24 protein-coding genes are annotated in these 17,988 nt (G+C 46.1%); 2 read left to right on the top strand and 22 right to left on the bottom strand.

Annotation, left to right across the window (positions count from 1 at the left end; genetic code table 11):
* Positions 1–17 precede the first annotated feature (17 nt).
* From ACHBID_RS06640 to ACHBID_RS06565, 16 genes are all read right to left on the bottom strand, one after another.
* Entirely contained in the window at positions 18–575 is a 558-nt protein-coding gene (locus ACHBID_RS06640; RefSeq protein WP_105160613.1) for an ECF transporter S component, read from the bottom strand.
* A gap of 455 nt (positions 576–1,030) precedes the next feature.
* Positions 1,031–1,573, bottom strand: coding sequence for a tRNA (cytidine(34)-2'-O)-methyltransferase (locus ACHBID_RS06635; protein ID WP_172062535.1), 543 nt, complete (start codon positions 1,571–1,573; stop codon positions 1,031–1,033).
* A gap of 210 nt (positions 1,574–1,783) precedes the next feature.
* On the bottom strand, positions 1,784–2,020 hold the full coding sequence (gene yidD, locus ACHBID_RS06630) for a membrane protein insertion efficiency factor YidD (RefSeq protein WP_105111931.1): 237 nt from the start codon (positions 2,018–2,020) through the stop codon (positions 1,784–1,786).
* On the bottom strand, positions 2,017–2,751 hold the full coding sequence (locus ACHBID_RS06625; RefSeq protein WP_125266087.1) for a pseudouridine synthase: 735 nt from the start codon (positions 2,749–2,751) through the stop codon (positions 2,017–2,019). The genes yidD and ACHBID_RS06625 overlap by 4 nt, the downstream gene beginning before the upstream one ends.
* Positions 2,741–3,310 (bottom strand): SMC-Scp complex subunit ScpB, encoded by a 570-nt coding sequence (scpB, locus tag ACHBID_RS06620; RefSeq protein ID WP_105111929.1) that lies wholly within the window; start codon positions 3,308–3,310, stop codon positions 2,741–2,743. Before scpB ends, ACHBID_RS06625 begins: the two co-directional genes overlap by 11 nt.
* The gene (locus ACHBID_RS06615) at positions 3,294–4,013 is read right to left on the bottom strand and encodes a segregation/condensation protein A (RefSeq protein WP_394731899.1); all 720 of its coding nucleotides are present in this window, start codon (positions 4,011–4,013) and stop codon (positions 3,294–3,296) included. Before ACHBID_RS06615 ends, scpB begins: the two co-directional genes overlap by 17 nt.
* Positions 4,013–4,744 (bottom strand): site-specific tyrosine recombinase XerD, encoded by a 732-nt coding sequence (xerD, locus tag ACHBID_RS06610; protein WP_394731900.1) that lies wholly within the window; start codon positions 4,742–4,744, stop codon positions 4,013–4,015. The genes ACHBID_RS06615 and xerD overlap by 1 nt, the downstream gene beginning before the upstream one ends.
* On the bottom strand, positions 4,741–5,199 hold the full coding sequence (cbpB, locus tag ACHBID_RS06605; protein WP_105111926.1) for a cyclic-di-AMP-binding protein CbpB: 459 nt from the start codon (positions 5,197–5,199) through the stop codon (positions 4,741–4,743). The genes xerD and cbpB overlap by 4 nt, the downstream gene beginning before the upstream one ends.
* Positions 5,196–5,723, bottom strand: a complete 528-nt coding sequence (locus ACHBID_RS06600; RefSeq protein ID WP_394731901.1) for a metallophosphoesterase — start codon at positions 5,721–5,723, stop codon at positions 5,196–5,198. The genes cbpB and ACHBID_RS06600 overlap by 4 nt, the downstream gene beginning before the upstream one ends.
* Positions 5,696–6,703, bottom strand: coding sequence for a nucleoside-triphosphate diphosphatase (locus tag ACHBID_RS06595; protein ID WP_394719204.1), 1,008 nt, complete (start codon positions 6,701–6,703; stop codon positions 5,696–5,698). Before ACHBID_RS06595 ends, ACHBID_RS06600 begins: the two co-directional genes overlap by 28 nt.
* Positions 6,700–7,494 (bottom strand): glutamate racemase, encoded by a 795-nt coding sequence (racE, locus tag ACHBID_RS06590; protein WP_105111923.1) that lies wholly within the window; start codon positions 7,492–7,494, stop codon positions 6,700–6,702. Before racE ends, ACHBID_RS06595 begins: the two co-directional genes overlap by 4 nt.
* A 65-nt stretch (positions 7,495–7,559) precedes the next feature.
* A complete protein-coding gene (locus ACHBID_RS06585) occupies positions 7,560–7,805 on the bottom strand; it encodes a YneF family protein (RefSeq protein ID WP_394719201.1) in 246 nt (81 codons plus the stop codon).
* Between the two features lie 71 nt (positions 7,806–7,876).
* A complete protein-coding gene (locus ACHBID_RS06580; RefSeq protein ID WP_172022141.1) occupies positions 7,877–9,124 on the bottom strand; it encodes a diaminopimelate decarboxylase in 1,248 nt (415 codons plus the stop codon).
* A gap of 85 nt (positions 9,125–9,209) precedes the next feature.
* Positions 9,210–9,911: a Bax inhibitor-1/YccA family protein gene (locus ACHBID_RS06575; RefSeq protein ID WP_394731902.1), complete on the bottom strand. Its 702-nt coding sequence runs from the start codon at positions 9,909–9,911 to the stop codon at positions 9,210–9,212.
* 15 nt (positions 9,912–9,926) lie between these two features.
* Positions 9,927–10,409: an HD domain-containing protein gene (locus ACHBID_RS06570; RefSeq protein WP_394731903.1), complete on the bottom strand. Its 483-nt coding sequence runs from the start codon at positions 10,407–10,409 to the stop codon at positions 9,927–9,929.
* 46 nt (positions 10,410–10,455) lie between these two features.
* A complete protein-coding gene (locus tag ACHBID_RS06565) occupies positions 10,456–11,196 on the bottom strand; it encodes a TrmH family RNA methyltransferase (protein ID WP_394719196.1) in 741 nt (246 codons plus the stop codon).
* A gap of 70 nt (positions 11,197–11,266) precedes the next feature.
* Here ACHBID_RS06565 and ACHBID_RS06560 point away from each other — a divergent pair, with 70 nt between their 5' ends.
* Together ACHBID_RS06560 and yidC are read left to right on the top strand one after the other, a co-directional pair.
* Complete coding sequence (locus tag ACHBID_RS06560; protein WP_105136845.1) at positions 11,267–11,548, top strand: acylphosphatase; 282 nt, start codon at positions 11,267–11,269, stop codon at positions 11,546–11,548.
* A gap of 99 nt (positions 11,549–11,647) precedes the next feature.
* Complete coding sequence (gene yidC / locus ACHBID_RS06555; RefSeq protein ID WP_105160875.1) at positions 11,648–12,559, top strand: membrane protein insertase YidC; 912 nt, start codon at positions 11,648–11,650, stop codon at positions 12,557–12,559.
* 481 nt (positions 12,560–13,040) lie between these two features.
* Here the strand turns inward: yidC and ACHBID_RS06550 are convergent, their stop codons facing one another.
* The 6 genes from ACHBID_RS06550 to recN all read right to left on the bottom strand — a co-directional run bounded on the left by ACHBID_RS06550 (position 13,041) and on the right by recN (position 17,988).
* On the bottom strand, positions 13,041–13,316 hold the full coding sequence (locus ACHBID_RS06550) for an HU family DNA-binding protein (protein ID WP_105106668.1): 276 nt from the start codon (positions 13,314–13,316) through the stop codon (positions 13,041–13,043).
* Between the two features lie 85 nt (positions 13,317–13,401).
* Complete coding sequence (locus ACHBID_RS06545) at positions 13,402–14,001, bottom strand: YpmS family protein (RefSeq protein WP_394731904.1); 600 nt, start codon at positions 13,999–14,001, stop codon at positions 13,402–13,404.
* Complete coding sequence (locus ACHBID_RS06540) at positions 13,979–14,809, bottom strand: SGNH/GDSL hydrolase family protein (RefSeq protein WP_394731905.1); 831 nt, start codon at positions 14,807–14,809, stop codon at positions 13,979–13,981. The genes ACHBID_RS06545 and ACHBID_RS06540 overlap by 23 nt, the downstream gene beginning before the upstream one ends.
* The gene (locus ACHBID_RS06535; RefSeq protein WP_394719189.1) at positions 14,802–15,635 is read right to left on the bottom strand and encodes a DegV family protein; all 834 of its coding nucleotides are present in this window, start codon (positions 15,633–15,635) and stop codon (positions 14,802–14,804) included. The genes ACHBID_RS06540 and ACHBID_RS06535 overlap by 8 nt, the downstream gene beginning before the upstream one ends.
* 152 nt (positions 15,636–15,787) lie before the next feature.
* Positions 15,788–16,171 carry a hypothetical protein gene (locus ACHBID_RS06530; RefSeq protein WP_105160873.1) on the bottom strand — a complete coding sequence of 128 codons (384 nt, stop codon included), beginning with the start codon at positions 16,169–16,171 and terminating at the stop codon, positions 15,788–15,790.
* 155 nt (positions 16,172–16,326) lie between these two features.
* A complete protein-coding gene (gene recN, locus ACHBID_RS06525) occupies positions 16,327–17,988 on the bottom strand; it encodes a DNA repair protein RecN (protein ID WP_105111912.1) in 1,662 nt (553 codons plus the stop codon).

Below are 17,988 nucleotides of genomic sequence, written 5' to 3'. Positions count from 1 at the left end.
AGTTTACCATAGAATGGTTAAACTTTCTTTAAAATTGGCTGGGCTGCCTTGTAACATACATAGAAAGCCAGCGACAGCACGATTCCCTGCAAGAGGTTGAAGGGAAGGACCATGGCAAAGAGATAGTTGCCAAGTCCTAGAATTTGTTTGATATCGAAGCCTGCAAAGGTCGCATAGACTGGCACAGCATAAACATAGTTCATGACCAGCATGACCAAGGTCGATGTAATTGTTGCCACAGCTGCTGTTTTCACATAATTTTTCACTGTCTGGTCTTTTTTCCAAATGTAGGCCACAGCTAGAATGAAGACTGACATAGCTGCAATATTCATTGGCAGACCAATAATGGTCGATGCACCTTGGTTGTTCAAAATCAACTTGAGCAAGGTCCGGATGAAAAGAATCGCAAAGCTTGATTTCAAATCCAGCATCAAGAGACCAAAGAGTATGGGTACGATTGAAAAGTCCACTTCCAGGAAATTAGCTGTTGGAATCAGCGGAAATTTCAAGTACATGAGCAGAAAAGATACTGCTGAGAGAATGGCGATAATCGTCATTTTGCGTGTGTTTGTCATAAAGGTTCCTCCAATTTTTGAAAATTGAAGAAGGCCAAGAGAGCAGGCCGAGGCCAACTACTTCGTCTTCTCCCATCCAGACTGTACTGTCGGTTGTGGAATTGCACCACATCAGCTTGCGCTCGCAGACTTATTTACTAGATAATTTCTTTTTTGACACTTGTCTAAGGTGGTAGGGCCGTAGCAAACCTTCGGTTTCATGACTTATTTTCGAGCCTAAGGTCTCGAAAACCCCCTGTCATCCTATTCAAAAATAGGATGACTTTCACCACGGCGACAAGCGTCGGACTTGCGACCTTCGGTCGCTCCTGCTGCCGCCCTCAAAGAAAAATTTTCAAAATAGAGAAACTATCTTAATAAAATCACTGCCGGTCGGGAATTTCACCCTGCCCTGAAGACTATTTAATGATACCAAAAAAGCCTTGCCTCTGCAAGACTTTGGTAATGATATCACATTATTTGAGTTTGTCCCCTTCATAGGTATGGACCAGGTCAAGGCCTGCAAATTCCTGCTGACGCAGGGCTTCATAGACAATCATGCAGACTGTATTGGATACATTGAGGCTACGGACATGCTCATCGTTCATGGGAATGCGGATAGCCTTTTCTGGATGCTGGCGCATGAATTCTTCTGGCAGGCCCTTGTCCTCACGCCCAAAAAGAAAATAATGGATTCCCTCCTGATAGGACTGGTTGGAATAGGTCTTATCAGCGAATTTTGACACCAGATGTACCTGGCCATGCTGGCTGACGTAGGTCATAAATTCATCTAAATTTTCATAAAAACGGACGTCCAGCCTGTCCCAGTAATCAAGACCAGCTCGTTTCATCTTGCTATCATCAATAGGGAAGCCCATGGGCTTGATAATGTGCAGAGGACTGTTGGTCGCAGCACAGGTCCGGGCGATATTGCCCGTATTCTGGGGAATTTGTGGCTCAAACAGAACGACGTGGTTTTTAGCTGTTTCTTCTTTGTAGTGCAATTCTTCGATATTCATTATCTTTCATCTCATTTCAAGTAAAAAAAATGCCACACTGCCCGGAGTCAAGCTCAGCAAACAGCATGGTGAATGATGATTCATTCACTTAACTCACAACAGGTTTGAGTTAAATCAATGAAATCGTGTTACTATTATACCGCTCAGTTGATGCCTCTGTCAAGGATTTATTCCCAAAAATCACCATTTTTCGCTATTTTTTACACCTTTTCATACTTTATTTCTTCTCAGGCTAAAATGGTCCGGTACTGGATCCTCACCACCTTCCACAAAGGGATGACAGCGCCCAATACGGGCCAGGCCCATCAAGAATCCCTTTGAGCCGTGCTTCTGCAAGGCCACAATCATATAGGCCGAGCAGGTAGGTCGATAACGGCAAGACGGTGGAAAGAGGGGTGAGATAAATCGTTGGTACAGCCGGACCAGGCCGATGATGAGCCTGGTCATTTCTTCTTAGCTGGCTTGGTAACAGCCATGGTATGGAGCTTGCTGATGTCCTTCTTATTGAGCTTGCGGTACTCACCTGGACGCAGACCTGTCAAGTCTAGATTACCAAAACGAGTCCGAGACAGCTTGTCCACCTGTAGACCAACCGCTTCAAACATCTTCTTAACCTGGTGATTGCGCCCCTCATGGATAGTCAATTCGACCACCGAACGGTTCTTGACAGGGTCCACCTTGATAATCTCATAGACAGCTGGCTTGGTTTTCTTACCATCAATGACCACTCCACGGGTCAAGGGACGAAGAACGTCCTTATTGGCAACCCCCTTGACACGCGCCAGATAGACCTTATCAATCTCATTGCGCGGGTGAATCATCTCGTCTGTGAAATCTCCATCGTTGGTCAAAATCAAGACACCTGATGTATCCCAGTCCAGACGACCCACAGGATAAATCCGTTCCTTGACCGTAGGCAAAAGGTCTACGACCGTCTTTCTACCCTTGTCGTCCGATACGCTGGAAATCACTCCATGAGGCTTGTTGAGCAGGTAATAGACCTTCTCTTCATTGTAAATAGGCTGGCCTTCTACCTCAACCCTGTCACCAGACTTGATGACAGTTCCCAATTCACGCACCACCTGACCATTGACAGTCACCAGCCCCTGCTTGATCAATTCCTCAGCCTTGCGTCGGCTGGCAATGCCTGCGTGGGCAATATATTTGTTAATTCTCATCTTCTAACTCATTTCTTTCTAGGAAAAGCTCTGTTTCCTCATCTTTCAGGTCCAAATCTGACACATCCGGCAATTGGTCCAGGCTGTTAATCCCCATGTAGTCCAAAAAATAATCAGTGGTCACATAGAGATTTGGCCGGCCCAACACCTCCTTCTTGCCATTTTCCCGAATCAAATCAAAAGCCTGGAGCTTACTAATGGCACCGCTGGAATTGACCCCACGGATGTCATCCACCTCTATCCGTGTAATGGGCTGCTTGTAGGCAACAATAGACAGGGTTTCCAATAGCGCCCGGGACATGGTCTGGTTTATCGGTGTCTTGGCATAAATCCGCAAGAGCTCGGCAAATTCCTTCTTGGTTACCAGCTTGTAGCGGTTGGATGATTCCAAGAGTGCCAGACCAGAATCCTTATCCGCCATGTACTTTTCAGATAATTTCTCCAACTGCTGGATGAGGGCAGTCGGCTGCATGTCCAGCATCTCCGCTAGATTACGCAAGGTCAGGCCTTCCTCACCTGCCACAAATAGCAGGACTTCTATTTCAGCTAATCGGCTCATGCTCCCTCCTTACTAGGTAAATATCCCCAAAAGCCTCCGTTTGTTCAAAGCTAATCTCATGGACCTTGACCAACTCCAAAGTGGCCAGGAAAATGGTGATAACCTCATTGATATCATGACTGTCCTTAAAGAGCTGGCGCAACTCCAGACGCGAACCAGCCTTAAAGTGACTACGGACCAGGTCCATCATGTCCTCAATCTTGTACTCATCTCTGGCAATGGTCGTATGCGATTGGCGCAGGCTGGCCTGCTTTTCAGCCATGACTTTGGAAAAAGCCAGGAACAAATCTACAACGGTCTTGTCCTGGACCAGTTGCACATCTTCGTAGACCAGCTCTTCCTTGGGCTTGGAGAAACTCTTGGCCCGCTCATCATGCTGCTCCCCCAGCTTCTCGCTGAGAAGTTTGAATTTGCGGTACTCTTCCAATTGGTCCAAGAGCTCCAGCTCTGGGTCATCTTCTGGGTCTGTCTGCTCCACTACCTTGGGCAGGAGCCTCCGACTCTTGATGACCACCAACTGACTGGCCATGAGCATGTATTCCCCTGCCACTTCCAGCCGCATGGCCTGCAAGGTGGCAATATAGGTTAGATACTGCTCAATGACCTCTGTAATCGGCACCTGGTAGATGTCCATCTGGTACTTGGACACCAGGTGGAGCAAGAGGTCCAGAGGTCCTTCAAAATCTTTCAGTTTAATATCCATTACTTGTATTTTTCCAAACTCATGCTTGATTTCAAGCCCAATTGTTTGACCAACTGGTCCAGAGACTTGCCTTGCTTGATTTGCCCCAGAATATACTGTTCTCTCAATTTCTGGGCGGTCCAATCTGACCGACCTATGGAGCTAACAAATTCAGTCAAGCGATTAAAGAACCACTGGCGGGAATAGGTTTGCCCTTTTTTGTCAAAAAGATAGACACCGGTCAAGCGATTTTCTAGGTAGGGCAGGATTTCTTTAGGAATATCCAGGACCCGCTTGGTCTGACCCTTCTGGACAGTCAACACCTGAAAATCTAGGTTAAGGTCATCCACAGTCAGCTCTGCTATTTCACTAGGCGTCAGCCCTAAAAAGCCAATCAAAAGAGCAATGGTCTGCCCATCAAGAAAGGCTGTCTCCGTCCATAAGGGGGACAATTCTTCCACCTGTGGTCGCTGCTTGATAGAGGCAGGGCTGGTCAGGGCCTTGAGCTTATAAAATCGCTCCAGCTGCCCCTCCTCGTAGAGAAAATAGAGGAACTGATTGACTGCTGACAACTTACGCTTCTGGGCAGCAGGCTTCCGAGTCAAGAGCGTCTGCTGGTAGGTCAAGAGTGTCTGCTGGTTGACCTGGCCCTGGGTCACCTCCATGAATTGCTGTAGGTCATAGGTGTAGGACTTCTGACTGTTGCTGCTTATGGACTTGCTCCTGATAAATGCTGCAATCCAATCTTTCATTTTTTTGCCTCTTTAGACGGCAGGGGAAAGTTGTGGAGCAGGGCATTGATGGCCTTGAGAATGGATTTCCGAGTAATAATCCCCTTGAACTCCCCATTTTCACCCAGAACAGGAAGGAAGGACTGGTCGACCAATTTTCGCATGACTTCTGTCAGGTCGTAATCTTGACCAACTGTCTCCTCATCCGTCTTTGCAATCAGGGAAATATCGCTATTAAGCTCATCATCGCTCAAGCCGTTTTCAGCCTGGTAACGATTGATTTCCGTCAGGCCAATGGTGCCGAAAAACTGCCCTTCTTCGGTCACAACAGGTACCCGTGAATAGGACATGTGGCTGAGTAAGAGCTTGGCATGGTCGATATTATGGCTATCAATAATGACCGCCAGCTTATTGGCCGGAGTCAAAAAAGTCTCTTCTTGAGCCAGCAAAAATGCTTCAAATTCGCGTGCAATCATCGTGGAATGTCCTTTGTTAGTGGCTGATAAATCTGGTGCTGACGATTGTAGTGTTCAACATGGAAGTGACTATCTGTAATAGTCACCAGGGCATAGAGGCACTCTCTGACCAAGCCCCGTGGCTGACTGACTGATCCAGGATTGAGAAAGAGGGTCTTGCCCCGCAGCTCTGCATCGGGCACATGGAGATGCCCGTAGAGACAGATATCCGCCTCCACTTCTTGGGCCCAATAATCCAATCGCTGCCAGCCATAATTGATGCCATAGAGATGGCCGTGGGTCTGGGCAATGGTCACATCCTCCAACTGGGTAATCAGCCTATCTGGATAGCAACCAAAGTAGTCACAGTTGCCATTGACAACGTACATTCCCTCCCAAAGCTGGTCTTGGCTGTCTAGCTCCGAATCTCCATTGTGAAAGATTGCATCAACCTTGCCAAGGTAACGGTTCTTAATTTCCTCTACAATCTTACGGTCTCCATGAGAATCACTCATGACTATGATTGTCTTGCTTGCTCCTGCCATACTGGAAATGCCTCCAACAATTTTTCTAAGGCTTGCGCCCGGTGGGAAATCTTATTCTTCTCTTCTAGACTAAGTTCAGCCGACGTCTTGCCAGTCTCACCGACCAAAAAGAGCGGATCGTAGCCAAAACCATTTTCTCCCTTGGGTTCTGTGCCAATATAGCCTGCCCAATCTGCCTCAACCACCAGGCTTTCCCGACCCGGTGCTGCCATGACCAAGGTGCAATGGAACTGGGCCGAGCGGTCCTTGGTCTCAAACACCATGGCTAATTCGTGGAGCAACTTGGCATTGTTACGGCTGTCTGTCGCCTCTGGACCTGAAAAACGAGCTGACCAAACTCCTGGTAAACCGCCGAGGACATCTACCTTGAGACCCGAATCATCTGCCAGGACCATCTTGCCTGTCAGCTCTGCAATGGTTTCCGCCTTGAGACGGGCATTCTCCTCAAAAGTGGTCCCTGTCTCAGCCAAATCTGGCAGGTCAGGATAGTTGTTGAGATTCTCAACCTGATAGCCCAATTTCTCAAAGAACTTGCGAAATTCCTTGGTCTTGCCTTCATTTTTAGTGGCAATCAGAATGCTGTCTCCAAGACCGGCCAAGCCTTGCTCCTGACCAAAGAAAGCCTCTGTGGACACCCCTTCCTTGGGCAAGTAAACCAGGTGCAGTTTTTCGCCTTCAGTCACCAGCACAGCTCCCTGGTGCTGGATAGCCTTGAATTGGCGGTTGTTGAGGTCATTTAAGACATCGAGAGCAAACTGGATGAGTTTGAAATCCGAATGCAATCGAATAATCTCAATCTGGACGCACTGGTTGTAGTCATCTTCATATTTTGAGGCAATAAGTTGATCGAAAGCATGCCCCAATTGATATATTTCCTGCTCTCTTCCAGTCTCACCAAAGCTTCCAAATAGATTGGCAAAGTTCGCCTTGCCAATAAACCAATTCTGCTCGTCCCTGTATTCGTAAATCTTTTCTGTCATAATTCTACATGCTCCACTTGAATATCAATGCCCAACCAGCTTTCTGCGATATCCTTAAAAGCCTCTGGGCTGGCTGTTGTATAAAATCGATGTTGAAGATTGGCCTCCGTCCGACTGCGATTGAGCTGGAAATAATTGAGCAAAACGGAGATATCCCGCGCTGTTTCTGCCCCAGAGTCAATCAGTTTTACATCCTGCCCCATGGCATTTTGAATGATAGCCCGCAGGAGGGGATAGTGGGTGCAGCCCAGCACCAGGGTATCCACCCTCCCCATAAGGGGCTTGAGGGTTTCGTAGACCACCTTCTTGGCCAGGCTAGACTGGTGGCTATTGGACTCCACCAGAGGGACAAATCGTGGGCATGCCAAGCTTTCAACCTGAGTTTCCGGCGACAAGGCCTGAATTTTTTCCCGGTAAATATCTGACTGGATAGTCATAGCTGTGCCCAACACCCCTACCTTGCCAGACTGGGTCGCCTTGATAGCAGCCGATGCCCCTGGCAAAATCACACCTAAAACTGGAATATCCAACTTTTCCTTAACCTCTTCCCAGGCAACAGCCGTCGCTGTATTGCAGGCGAAAACAATCATTTTAACATTCTTGGTCAAGAGAAAATTGACCAGCTGCCAGGTATACTCTCTGATTTGTTGAGCTGGCCTTGGGCCGTAAGGGGCCCTGGCCGAATCGCCGATATAGACGACTTCTTCGTGGGGAAGTTGACGCATGAGTTCACGAACCACCGTCAGACCACCCACACCTGAATCTAAAAATCCGATTGGTCGATTATCCATATAGTTTCCTAGGACTTTCTCCAAACAAAAGGACTTGGGAATGAATCCCCAGCCCCAGTGCTTGCTTATTTTTTCTTGTTAGTTGCTACTTTTTGTTGGCTCTTGATTTGGCGCAATACCTGCTGAACCTTAGCCTCGCTTGGTTTTTGACCCATTTGGCTCATCATCAAACGAAGAGCGTTTTCATCCAAAATAGGCTTGTCCGCAATCATTTTTTCAACCTGTTTGCGTGATAGGTAAATACCGAGAGCAACACCACCAGCAAGTGCTAAGACAACCAATAATATAACAATTCCGATTCCGATTTGCATTTCAATCTCCTATAGACTGTATTCTAATTTTCTAGACCTATTATACCAAATTTTCCCGTCTTTTCCAAGACTTACTTGTCAAATTCAAAACCGTACAAGGTCGCAAAGTAGTCTTCTGGCGTTTCAGCCCGTCGAATCATACGCGCTCCGCCATTTTCCTCCAAGAGAATCTCCGCTGAACGCAGGCGTCCGTTGTAGTTATAGCCCATGGAGAAACCGTGAGCACCCGTATCATGGATGACCAGGGTATCCCCCACTTCTGCGCGTGGCAATTCACGATTGACTGCGAATTTATCGTTGTTTTCGCAGAGAGAGCCCGCCACATCCACTACTTCAATCGGAGCGTCTGGTCGACTGATATTGGTGATATGGTGGTAGGCACCATAGAAGGCTGGACGCATTAGGTTGGCTGCTGAGGCATCCACACCAACATAAGTCCGATAGGTTTCCTTGCGGTGGAGAACCTTGGTAATCAGATGCCCATGTGGTGCCAGCATAAAGCGTCCTAGCTCCGTAAAGATTTTCACATGTCCCATGCCAGCAGGCGTAAGAATTTCTTCGTAAACCTTGCGGACACCCTCGCCAATCACGGCAATATCATTTGGCTCCTGGTCTGGACGGTAGTTGACCCCAATACCACCTGACAGGTTGATAAAATCAAGTGTGACACCTGTCTCCTCACGGATTTCCAGGGCCAATTCGAAGAGTTGGCGCGCCAATTCTGGATAGTAGTCATTGGTCACAGTGTTGGAGGCCAAGAAGGCATGGATACCAAATTCCTTAACGCCCAATTCTTTCAAGTCCTTGTAGCCCTGCATGAGCTGGGCCTTGGTCATGCCAAATTTGGACTCTTCTGGATGGTCCATGATGTCTGTACCAAGCGAGAAGATGCCACCTGGATTATAACGTAGGCAAACTGTCTCAGGAATACCGGCTACATTTTTCAAAAACTCGATATGCTCATAGGCGTCCAAGTTAATGGTCGCTCCAACTTCGCGTGCATAGACAAATTCTTGCGCCTGGGTATCATTGGAAGTAAACATAATGTCCGTAAAGCCCATTTTGGCACTCATCAGCACTTCCACATCCGTCGCACAATCCACACCGCAGCCCTCTTCTTGCAAAATTTTCAAGATAGCTGGTGTCGGTGTCGCCTTAACCGCAAAATATTCCTTAAAGCCTGGGTTCCAAGCAAAGGCAGCATTGAGCGCACGCGCTTTTTCACGAATCCCCTTCTCATCGTACAAGTGAAAAGGCGTTGGAAATTGGTCTGTAATCGTCGCAAGGGTTTCCTTATCAATAAATGGTATTTTGGTCATAACTCATTCTCCTCAATTTTCTAACCATTATAGCATAGAAAGGCATTTTCAGAAAATGAAAAAACCACTCGGAGAGTGGGAAGTTTTAATCTCGATTTAAGTTACCGAAAATGCGGAGCAAGTTCAGGAACAAGTTAATAAAGTCAAGATAGAGCTGCAGGCCCATAGAAACGACCCAGCCTTGACCGACATTTCCGCCTGTTTGCTCGAAAACAGTGCGGATGCGCTGATTATCATAGGCAATCAAACCTGAGAAAATCAAGACAGAGATGATAGACATAGCGAAGCTGATACCTGAGCTACGTAGAAAGATATTGACAACACTGGCAATAATCACTCCCCAGAGAGCTGCTCGAAGAGCCTGGGCCATGCCGGACAGATTTTTCTTGGTGGTCATCCCGATAATAGCCATGACTGCAAACATGAGGGCAGTTGATACAAAGGCCAGGGCCACTGTTTCACCTGTATAGGCCAACAGCACGACACTCAGAGTGAAACCATTTGTCACTGAATAGCCCAAAAACATAGGCAGAGCCAGCGGACTATTTTTAGCCGCCATAGCTGAGGCCGCAAAGACCAGGGCAATCTGGGCAATCATGATAATCATCATGAGCATGGAACCGCCACGCATGAGAGCGAATAAAGCGTCTCGGAAAACCGTCACTGTCAAAAACGACACCAAGGCCGACAAGCCAATTCCCATAGCGACAACGCCGTAAACCTTACCAAAGAAACGGTTGAGGGCGGTATTGTCCACCTGGTTGATAATTACTGAATCATTATTCATAAAAAACTCCTTTATTTATTGAAAACGTAGAATTTTGCGATGCTTCCACTTGTGCTGCAGGGGTAGACTCCATTCACGAACCGCCCAATACTTGTCTACGCAGGTGACAATCCAAGATTCCTTGTAGCGGGGAGGGGCAATGGTGGCACCGAACATGTGTTTGACGATAATATCCTCTTCGACCTTATTGAGCTTGGTCAATTTCTGGGCATTGCGCTTGGCAATCCTTGGGTGGACCCAGGCATGGCTCTTCTGAAATTTGGTATCCCGCCAGTCATAGAAAAACAAATCGTGCAAGAGACCGCCTCTAGCTGTCGCTTTGGCATCCCAGCCAAATTTTTTGGCAATTTTATAGCTGGTGTAGGACACATTGATGGAATGTTCCAGCCGTGTCGAATGGTAGTGGTGGGGAATAGTGCCCAATTTTTGCACCTTGGGCGTCTCAATCAGATGGCCCACATAGCACATATACTCTTTATCTTTTTTGTAAGCTGTCAAATCTTGACCTCCTCGGACTATTATAGCATAGTCTACCAAGATAGCCTTAAATAAAACTAAACATAAGAATACCGGCAGCTATGGCCACATTAAGACTTTCCGCCTGACCCTGCATGCTGATGTGGACCAGCTGGTCCGCCACTTCCTCCATGTAGGCTGAAATTCCTTGACCTTCATTGCCCATAACCATAGCAAAGCTAGGACCAGGTTGGAAGTCCTTATAGTCCACCGACTGGCTTGACAGGGTCGTTGCTAAGATTGGCAACCCTTGAGCCTGCAGGTATCTGACAAGCTCCTCCACAGGCAGACGATAAATCGGCAGATGAAAATGACTTCCCTGCATGGACCGTAGAACTTTAATATTGTAAATATCAGCCGACTTATCCGTCAAAAAAATACCGTCAAAACCAGCCGCGTCTGCTGTCCGAATCATGGTGCCCACATTGCCTGGGTCCTGGACATCTTCCAAGACCAGGAATTTGCCGGTAAGGCTTGTTGGCAAGTCTTGTCTAGGAAGGGCCAGCTGGGCAAGGACACCCTGGGGAGACTTGGAATCGGCCAGGTCCCGCATGATGTCAGGTGTCACTAGACTAACATTGGGCAAACCAGCAACCCGCTCTGCGTATTCTTCCAAGACCAAGATATGCTCGAAAGTCGCACCAGCAGCACCAGCCTCTTCTAGCAGGTGCCAGCCCTCTATCAGATAGGAGGAGGTTCGGTATTTTTTCTGCTGCAATTTCTTGATTTGCTTGACCAGATTATTGGCCTTTGAGCGGATAATGTCCATAGCTGCTCCTTTTTATTTCTTATTGTCCATGATATAATAAAGTAAGTTACTTGTCAAAAAGGAGAACCCCATGAGAAAGGTCAAAATGATTGCCTCTGGTCGTGTCCAGGGAGTTGGTTTTCGTTGGTCAGTCCAGGCTCTGGCTCTGGAAATCGGTGATGTCTACGGCCGTGTCTGGAACAATGACGATGGAACAGTCACCATCCTGGCCCAGTCGGATCAAGCTGACAAGCTCAGCCATTTTATCCATGAAATACGAAAAGGACCTTCTCGTATGGCCAGGGTCAACTATCTGGATGTGAATTTGGCCAATTTCCCGGATATGACAGATTTTAAAGTCAGTCATGGCTAGGACTTGAGAAGAATTTTTAAGGCTGGTAAGTGAAAGACTTGAGAATTTTGACCAAAACAAGTACAATAGAGACTATATTGTAAAAAAGGAAGTTTGAAATTGAAAAATAAACGATTCATCAAATTGTCAGGCTTGTCACTGGCAACTCTGCTCTTCTTGTCGGGCTGTGTGCAGACAGATAAAAGTGGTAATCCGACCGGTTTCATCTGGAACTATCTGGGGCAACCAATGTCTTATCTCATCGAATACTTTGCTGAGAATCAGGCCCTGGGCTATGGTTTGGCCATTATCATCGTGACCCTGATTGTCCGCTTGATTATCCTTCCACTAGGTATTTACCAATCTTATAAGGCGGCTATCCAGTCTGAAAAGATGAACTACCTCAAGCCAATTCTTGGTCCAATCCAGGAACGTATGAAGAATGCAAGTTCTCAGGAAGAACAGCTGGCTGCCCAACAAGAATACTTCGCTACGCAAAAACAGTACGGTGTGAGTATGTTGGGAGGCATGGGTTGTTTACCACTCCTGATTCAGATGCCTTTCTTCTCGGCTATCTACTTTGCGGCTCGCCACACTCCAGGTATTGCTGAGGCTAGTTTCCTCGGTATCGACCTGGGCAAATCCAGCCTGATTTTAACAGCTATTGCAGGTGTACTCTACTATGGACAATCCCTCCTCATGCAGGTCGGTATGGATGAAGAACAGAAAAAGCAAATGAAAACCATGGCACTGATGAATCCGCTCATGATTGTGATGATCTCATTTGGCTCTCCAGCTGGTGTAACCCTTTACTGGGTAGTCGGTGGTCTGATTAGTCTTATCCAACAAGCCATCACCAACTTCATCCTCAAGCCACGCATTCGCAAGCAGGTAGAGGAAGAATTTAAGAACAAACCCTTGAAAGCTGCACCAGGCAAAGTCAAAGATGTGACCCCAGCTGCATCAGCTATCATCGAAGAAAAAGCATCTAAAAAGAAAAACCGCAACGCTGGTAAACAACGTTCGAGATAGAAATAAGACAACCATCTGAAGCAGGTGGTTGTTTTATTTGTAATTAGAAGTCAAAAGTTAAGGAAAAATCCTGAGTTTGTAGACAAAATCTCTTTTCAGACTTTCCTGAGGTGATGTCGGACGGTAGTAAACTTTCTTGTTTCTAGTTTTACTCCTCAAACAGTCCCCCAGACTGTTTGAGCTACCTACGGAATTCCATACCTAGTATTTGAGCCTAAGGTCTCAAATACTCCGAATGTCCGAAACGACAACGTTTCTCATTTTCATCACAGCGGAAAGTCCTGGCTTAGGGCTCGCTCCGCTCGCAAAATAAACTAAATTTTCGTTTTTTCTTAGCAGAGCTACTTAGTTTATTTATCCAGAATACAGTTTGTCGACGTTCTGAAATACTGATTTTATGCCCCTTATTTGCCCCTTAAACAAGAAAAAAGCCTACTGCACAACGCCGAAACGTTGATACAATGGGCTTTTTAGAGCTGAATTATTTAACAGCGTCTTTGAGTGCTTTACCAGCTTTGAAAGCAGGAACCTTAGAAGCTGCGATTTTGATTTCTGCACCTGTTTGAGGGTTGCGACCTGTACGTGCTGAACGCTCACGAACTTCGAAGTTACCGAAGCCAATCAATTGAACTTTCTCACCAGCTGCAAGGTAGTCAGCTACTGCTGCGAATACCGCATCAACTGCTGCTGCAGAATCTTTTTTAGTCAATGAAGTTGCTTCTGCAACTTTTGCGATCAAATCTTGTTTATTAGCCATTTTGCTAAATCCTCCAATTATTTTCTGAGTGACTACTCACTCTAATATCTTATCCAATTTTAAGCTTTTGGTCAAGCTTAAAGTGTTATTTTATTTCTGTTTTGTAAATATCAATAATAAATTGGTCATTATATAAATCAAGCGTATTCATTTTGGCATAAATCCCTAGCTTATTCTCCATTTCCTGGAGCTGGACCTGCACTCTAGATGCCTCCGTATCCACATGGACATAGTCTGGAAATTTATAATTTTTCTTCAAATAATTTAGAACCTCTGCTTTGGGTAAAGATAGACTGCCTGCTGAAACTTCCATTATTTGCAACATGATACTTCCATCCTTCATCTTACTTGGCTGGAAATAGAGATAGAGGGGAATTTCCACACCAAACAACTTGTAACTGCCCTCAAAGACAATCTGTTGGCTAGTCAGGGCAATGGAATATTCAAAATCTTTGGTTTGATATTCTTTGAGATAGTTTTCAAGTGTCTGATTCAGCTGTTCTCTGGTGGTCGTAAATGTCCCTATTTTGACATCGTCAGGATTATTTTGAACGAAAACCGTCAAGTCTTCACGCTTATCCTGCACACGATTGATAATAACAATATATACACCGACATTACAAGCTAGAAGTGCCAAAAACAACCATTTCCAAATCTTTATCTTACCATTCTTTTTGGGTTTCATGTGTTTTCTCCACGATTGCTTTCTTCATAATTTCATAGCCCGTATTATTGGGATGAAAACTATCTTCGTTGTAGAGTAGATTATTTCTAGTCCCTGCATCAGTGGAACTGACACCCACCTCTTCTTCCAATCCCTTGTAAAGCAAATCATTGATGGGAACAAAGTAAACCTTATCCTGCCCTTCAAGCGTCTTGGCAGTCACGTTATTCCAATTATCCACGATTGTCTGCATTTCGGTCATCTCTGGAAAACTTAAAAAGAAAGGATTGTAAATACCAACAACATAAATAGGTAAATCCTTATTTTGCTTGTGGGCGTAGTCAATAATCTCTTTCAGTCTTTTGGCATAATCCTTGGATGGCTTATTGAAGGAAGATACTTTTAAATCGGTGATATTGTTCATAATCACCTTTCGCAAATCATTTCCACCAACCGTCAAAGTCATCAAATCCGCCCGCTTCAAATCTGCCTGCAATTTCTTATCAGACTTCATCCTTTTTAAAATTTGGTTGCTGGTATTGCCTGCAATGCCATAATTGGCATCGACAACATCCACTGAGAGCTGGTTGGCCAAATCTTGAGCCAGTAGCGGAACAAAGCCACCTTGGCCCGTGGTATCCCCCACACCTTCCGTCAATGAATCACCAATCGCAATATAGTGTAGAATGGGGCGCTCGTCTGACTGACTGATTTCTGAAGGAGTCACCCTTGATGCAGCCTTTGGAATCAGCCGGTCAAACAGAAAGACAGCCAATATCAAGCACAGAAAGAAATAAAAGAGCCCATGAAAAACTTTTCGATTATTCATAACGTACTAAGACAGCCCAGGCATCTTCACCAGTGTGGGTTTGGATGATAGAGCCGGTTTCTAGAACAGCGATATCCTTGGCTAGGTAGGGCTGTAACTGTTCTTTCATCTGCTGGGCAAAATCTGCTGCGCCTGCATAGGAAATGCCGATTTCAGCCACCTTTTTATCGGCTAATTGACCAATAAACTCATCCAACCATTTCTTGAAAGTCTTGTTGCCCCGGCCCTTCACAATTGGCTCTAGCTGATGATTTTTCATGGTCATAATGACACGGATATTGAGCAAGCTGCTTAAGAGCCCTTGAACGCGACCAATACGGCCTCCCTTAACCAGATTTTCAAGCGTCGATACGCCAATATACAATTCTGTTTTTTCTCGCACCTGCTCGATGGCCGCCAAGATTTCCTCCTTGCTAGCCCCAGCTTGAGCCAGACGAGCAGCCTCAACCACCTGGAATTTTGCAGCCTGGTCTGTGAAACTTGAATCAATAACCGTCACATCAACGCCGGACAAGGTTGCCCCTTGACGAGCAGCCTCAACGGTGCCCGAAAGAGCGTGAGATAAGACGATGGCAATCACTTGACTACCGTCCTTGGCCAAATCAGCAAAGGTTTCTGCAAAGACCCCCACTGGTGGTTGACTGGTCTTCGGCAAGCTCTTAGCATCGCGCATCAGTTGTAAAAATTGCCCCTCTGTCAGGTCGCTATCCGAATAGACCACTCCATCAATCATCACCGAAAGAGGAACAACCGTAATTCCCAGTTCTTCCAGCAAGTGTGGCTCGATAGTGGTGCTTGAATCTGTTACAATTTTAATCCTTGACATATTTCATCCTACAATTCTCTACAAATATGTCTACTATTATAGCAAAAATCACCTCAAAAATAAAACGCTAGAAATGAAAAAAGGCTAGACCACTAAAACCTAGCCCTATACTGCTTTCAAGCATTATTGATAAAAAGTAAGATATGTCACACTTACTGAGAAAGCAATTCTTTCAAGGTGAATCCAAGCCCAAGTACCAAGAAGACACCACAGAGAAAGTAGCCAACAGGAAATTCATCCAATCGAGTCAGAAATGAGCTGCCAACTGCCTGTAGCGGAAAACTATAAAAATATAGCGTCATGAGCCCAGCACCAGCAAAGAGTAACAGATTGACGGTCTTGGAAAACAGCACCAATTTAAAACAGAAGGCAAGTACAAGAGCCAGACAAAGGATAGCAAAGAGACTACCGCTGAAATAGACCCATCCAGAAATCGTGACAATCTCAAAAGTCTTCAGATTGGGAGTAAAGGCAAAGGGAAGGAATAAACTCAAGACCGATAAAACACCTACAAACCGACCTAGATACTGTTTCATGCTAACCACCTACTTTATATATAGAGTGATTCTTTACATATATTTTGGCAGTTTTCCGTTTTTCTGTGAAGGATTTATATGCTGTATTCTACATTTCATAACGGCCTCAAACTGGTCCCAGCCTGTCAAATCAGTAAGGTTTGACCACTCCCTCATCAGCCTTTCATCACTAATTCTCTGGCCTGCGTTCTGGCTGCCTCCGTCACTGTGTCACCAGCCAACATCTTGGCAATCTCTTCCACCCGCTCATCCGTTGTTAAGAGACGCACACGAGAAACGGTCGAATGCTCGTCCGATACTTTCTCAATAAAAAACTGGTAATCCGCAATCGCAATCACCTGTGGCAGGTGCGAAATCGCCAAGACCTGACCGTATTGACCGATTTTGTAAATTTTCTGGGCAATGGCCTGGGCTACGCGACCAGATACACCCGTGTCCACCTCGTCAAATACAATGGATGTCTTGCCTTCCTTGCGGGCAAAGGCTGATTTAATGGCCAACATGAGGCGAGACAATTCCCCTCCTGAGGCCACCTTGACCAGGGGTTTGAAATCCTCACCAGGATTGGCAGAAATATAAAATTCAACCGTTTCATGGCCATCCTTGCTGAATTTACCCTTAGTAAATCGAACCTGGAACTTGGCCTTCTCCATATACAAGTCCTGCAATTCCTGGCGAATAACCTCTTCTAAAATCTGGGCCAACTCATGGCGGGCCTGACTCAATTGACCAGCCAAGTTAACCAAGTCTTTCTCCAAGGTCTTGAGCTGGACTTCCAGGTCATCACCAGACAGGTCGTTACCGGTCAAAAGATTGTACTCTTCAGTGATTTTTGCCAAATAATCGAGGACATCGTCGACCGAACCGCCATATTTCTTGGTCATGGTGTTGAGCAGGTCTAAGCGACTTTCCAGCTGCATGAGACGATTGCCGTCAAACTCCAAATTGTCCACCACATCACCCAAACGCTTGGCCACATCCTCCACCACATAGTAGGCCTCGGTCAGGCTGATCGATAGGGCCTTGTATTCTGGGTCGAATTCTTCCAAACTCTGCAGATCCCCCATGGCTGAGCGGATATTGTTGACGCTGGAGAAATCCTCATTGTCCAGGAGGGCGTAGGCATTGGTCAGCGTATCTGCAATCTGCTTATGATTGAGTAGCTTATCCCTCTCCTGATTGAGCTGGACATCCTCACCAAGCTGGAGGTCAGCGGATTCAATCTCCGCAATCTGATACTCCAACATCTCGATACGAGACTTGTGTTCCTGCTCGTTTTTCTGCTTTTCAAGCACGCGCTTGCGGAGGCTACGGTAGGCATCAAAAGTCGCTTGGTAGCTGTCCTTGAGGGTCCAAAAATCCTCTTCTCCAAAGCTATCCAACAGACGAATATGGTGCTGGGACTTCATCAATTCTTCCTGGTCATGTTGACCGTGAATGTCGACCAAGTGCTGACCAATTTGCTTGAGGACAGACAGGTTGACCATTTGACCGTTGACCCGGCTGACCGACCGACCATTTTGCAGGATTTCCCGACGGATAATCAGCTCGTCAGCCACTTCAATCCCCTGCTCCTCCAAAATCTGCTCCAAGGCTCTGCTATGTTCAAAAGAGAAAAGCCCCTCAATCTCCGCCTTGGCAGCCCCGTGGCGGATGACATCAGTAGTCGCCCGCGCCCCCAACATAAGGTTCATGGCGTCGATAATGATAGACTTCCCAGCTCCCGTCTCACCAGAGAGAATGGTCATACCCTTTTCAAAGTTAAGAGAGACCTGCTCGATAATGGCAAAATTCTTAATTGAAACTTCTAGTAACAT

The sequence above is a fragment of the Streptococcus sp. A25 genome, from assembly GCF_043674095.1.
GTDB lineage: Bacteria > Bacillota > Bacilli > Lactobacillales > Streptococcaceae > Streptococcus > Streptococcus suis_V.
This window is presented reverse-complemented; position numbering and strand designations above follow the sequence as displayed.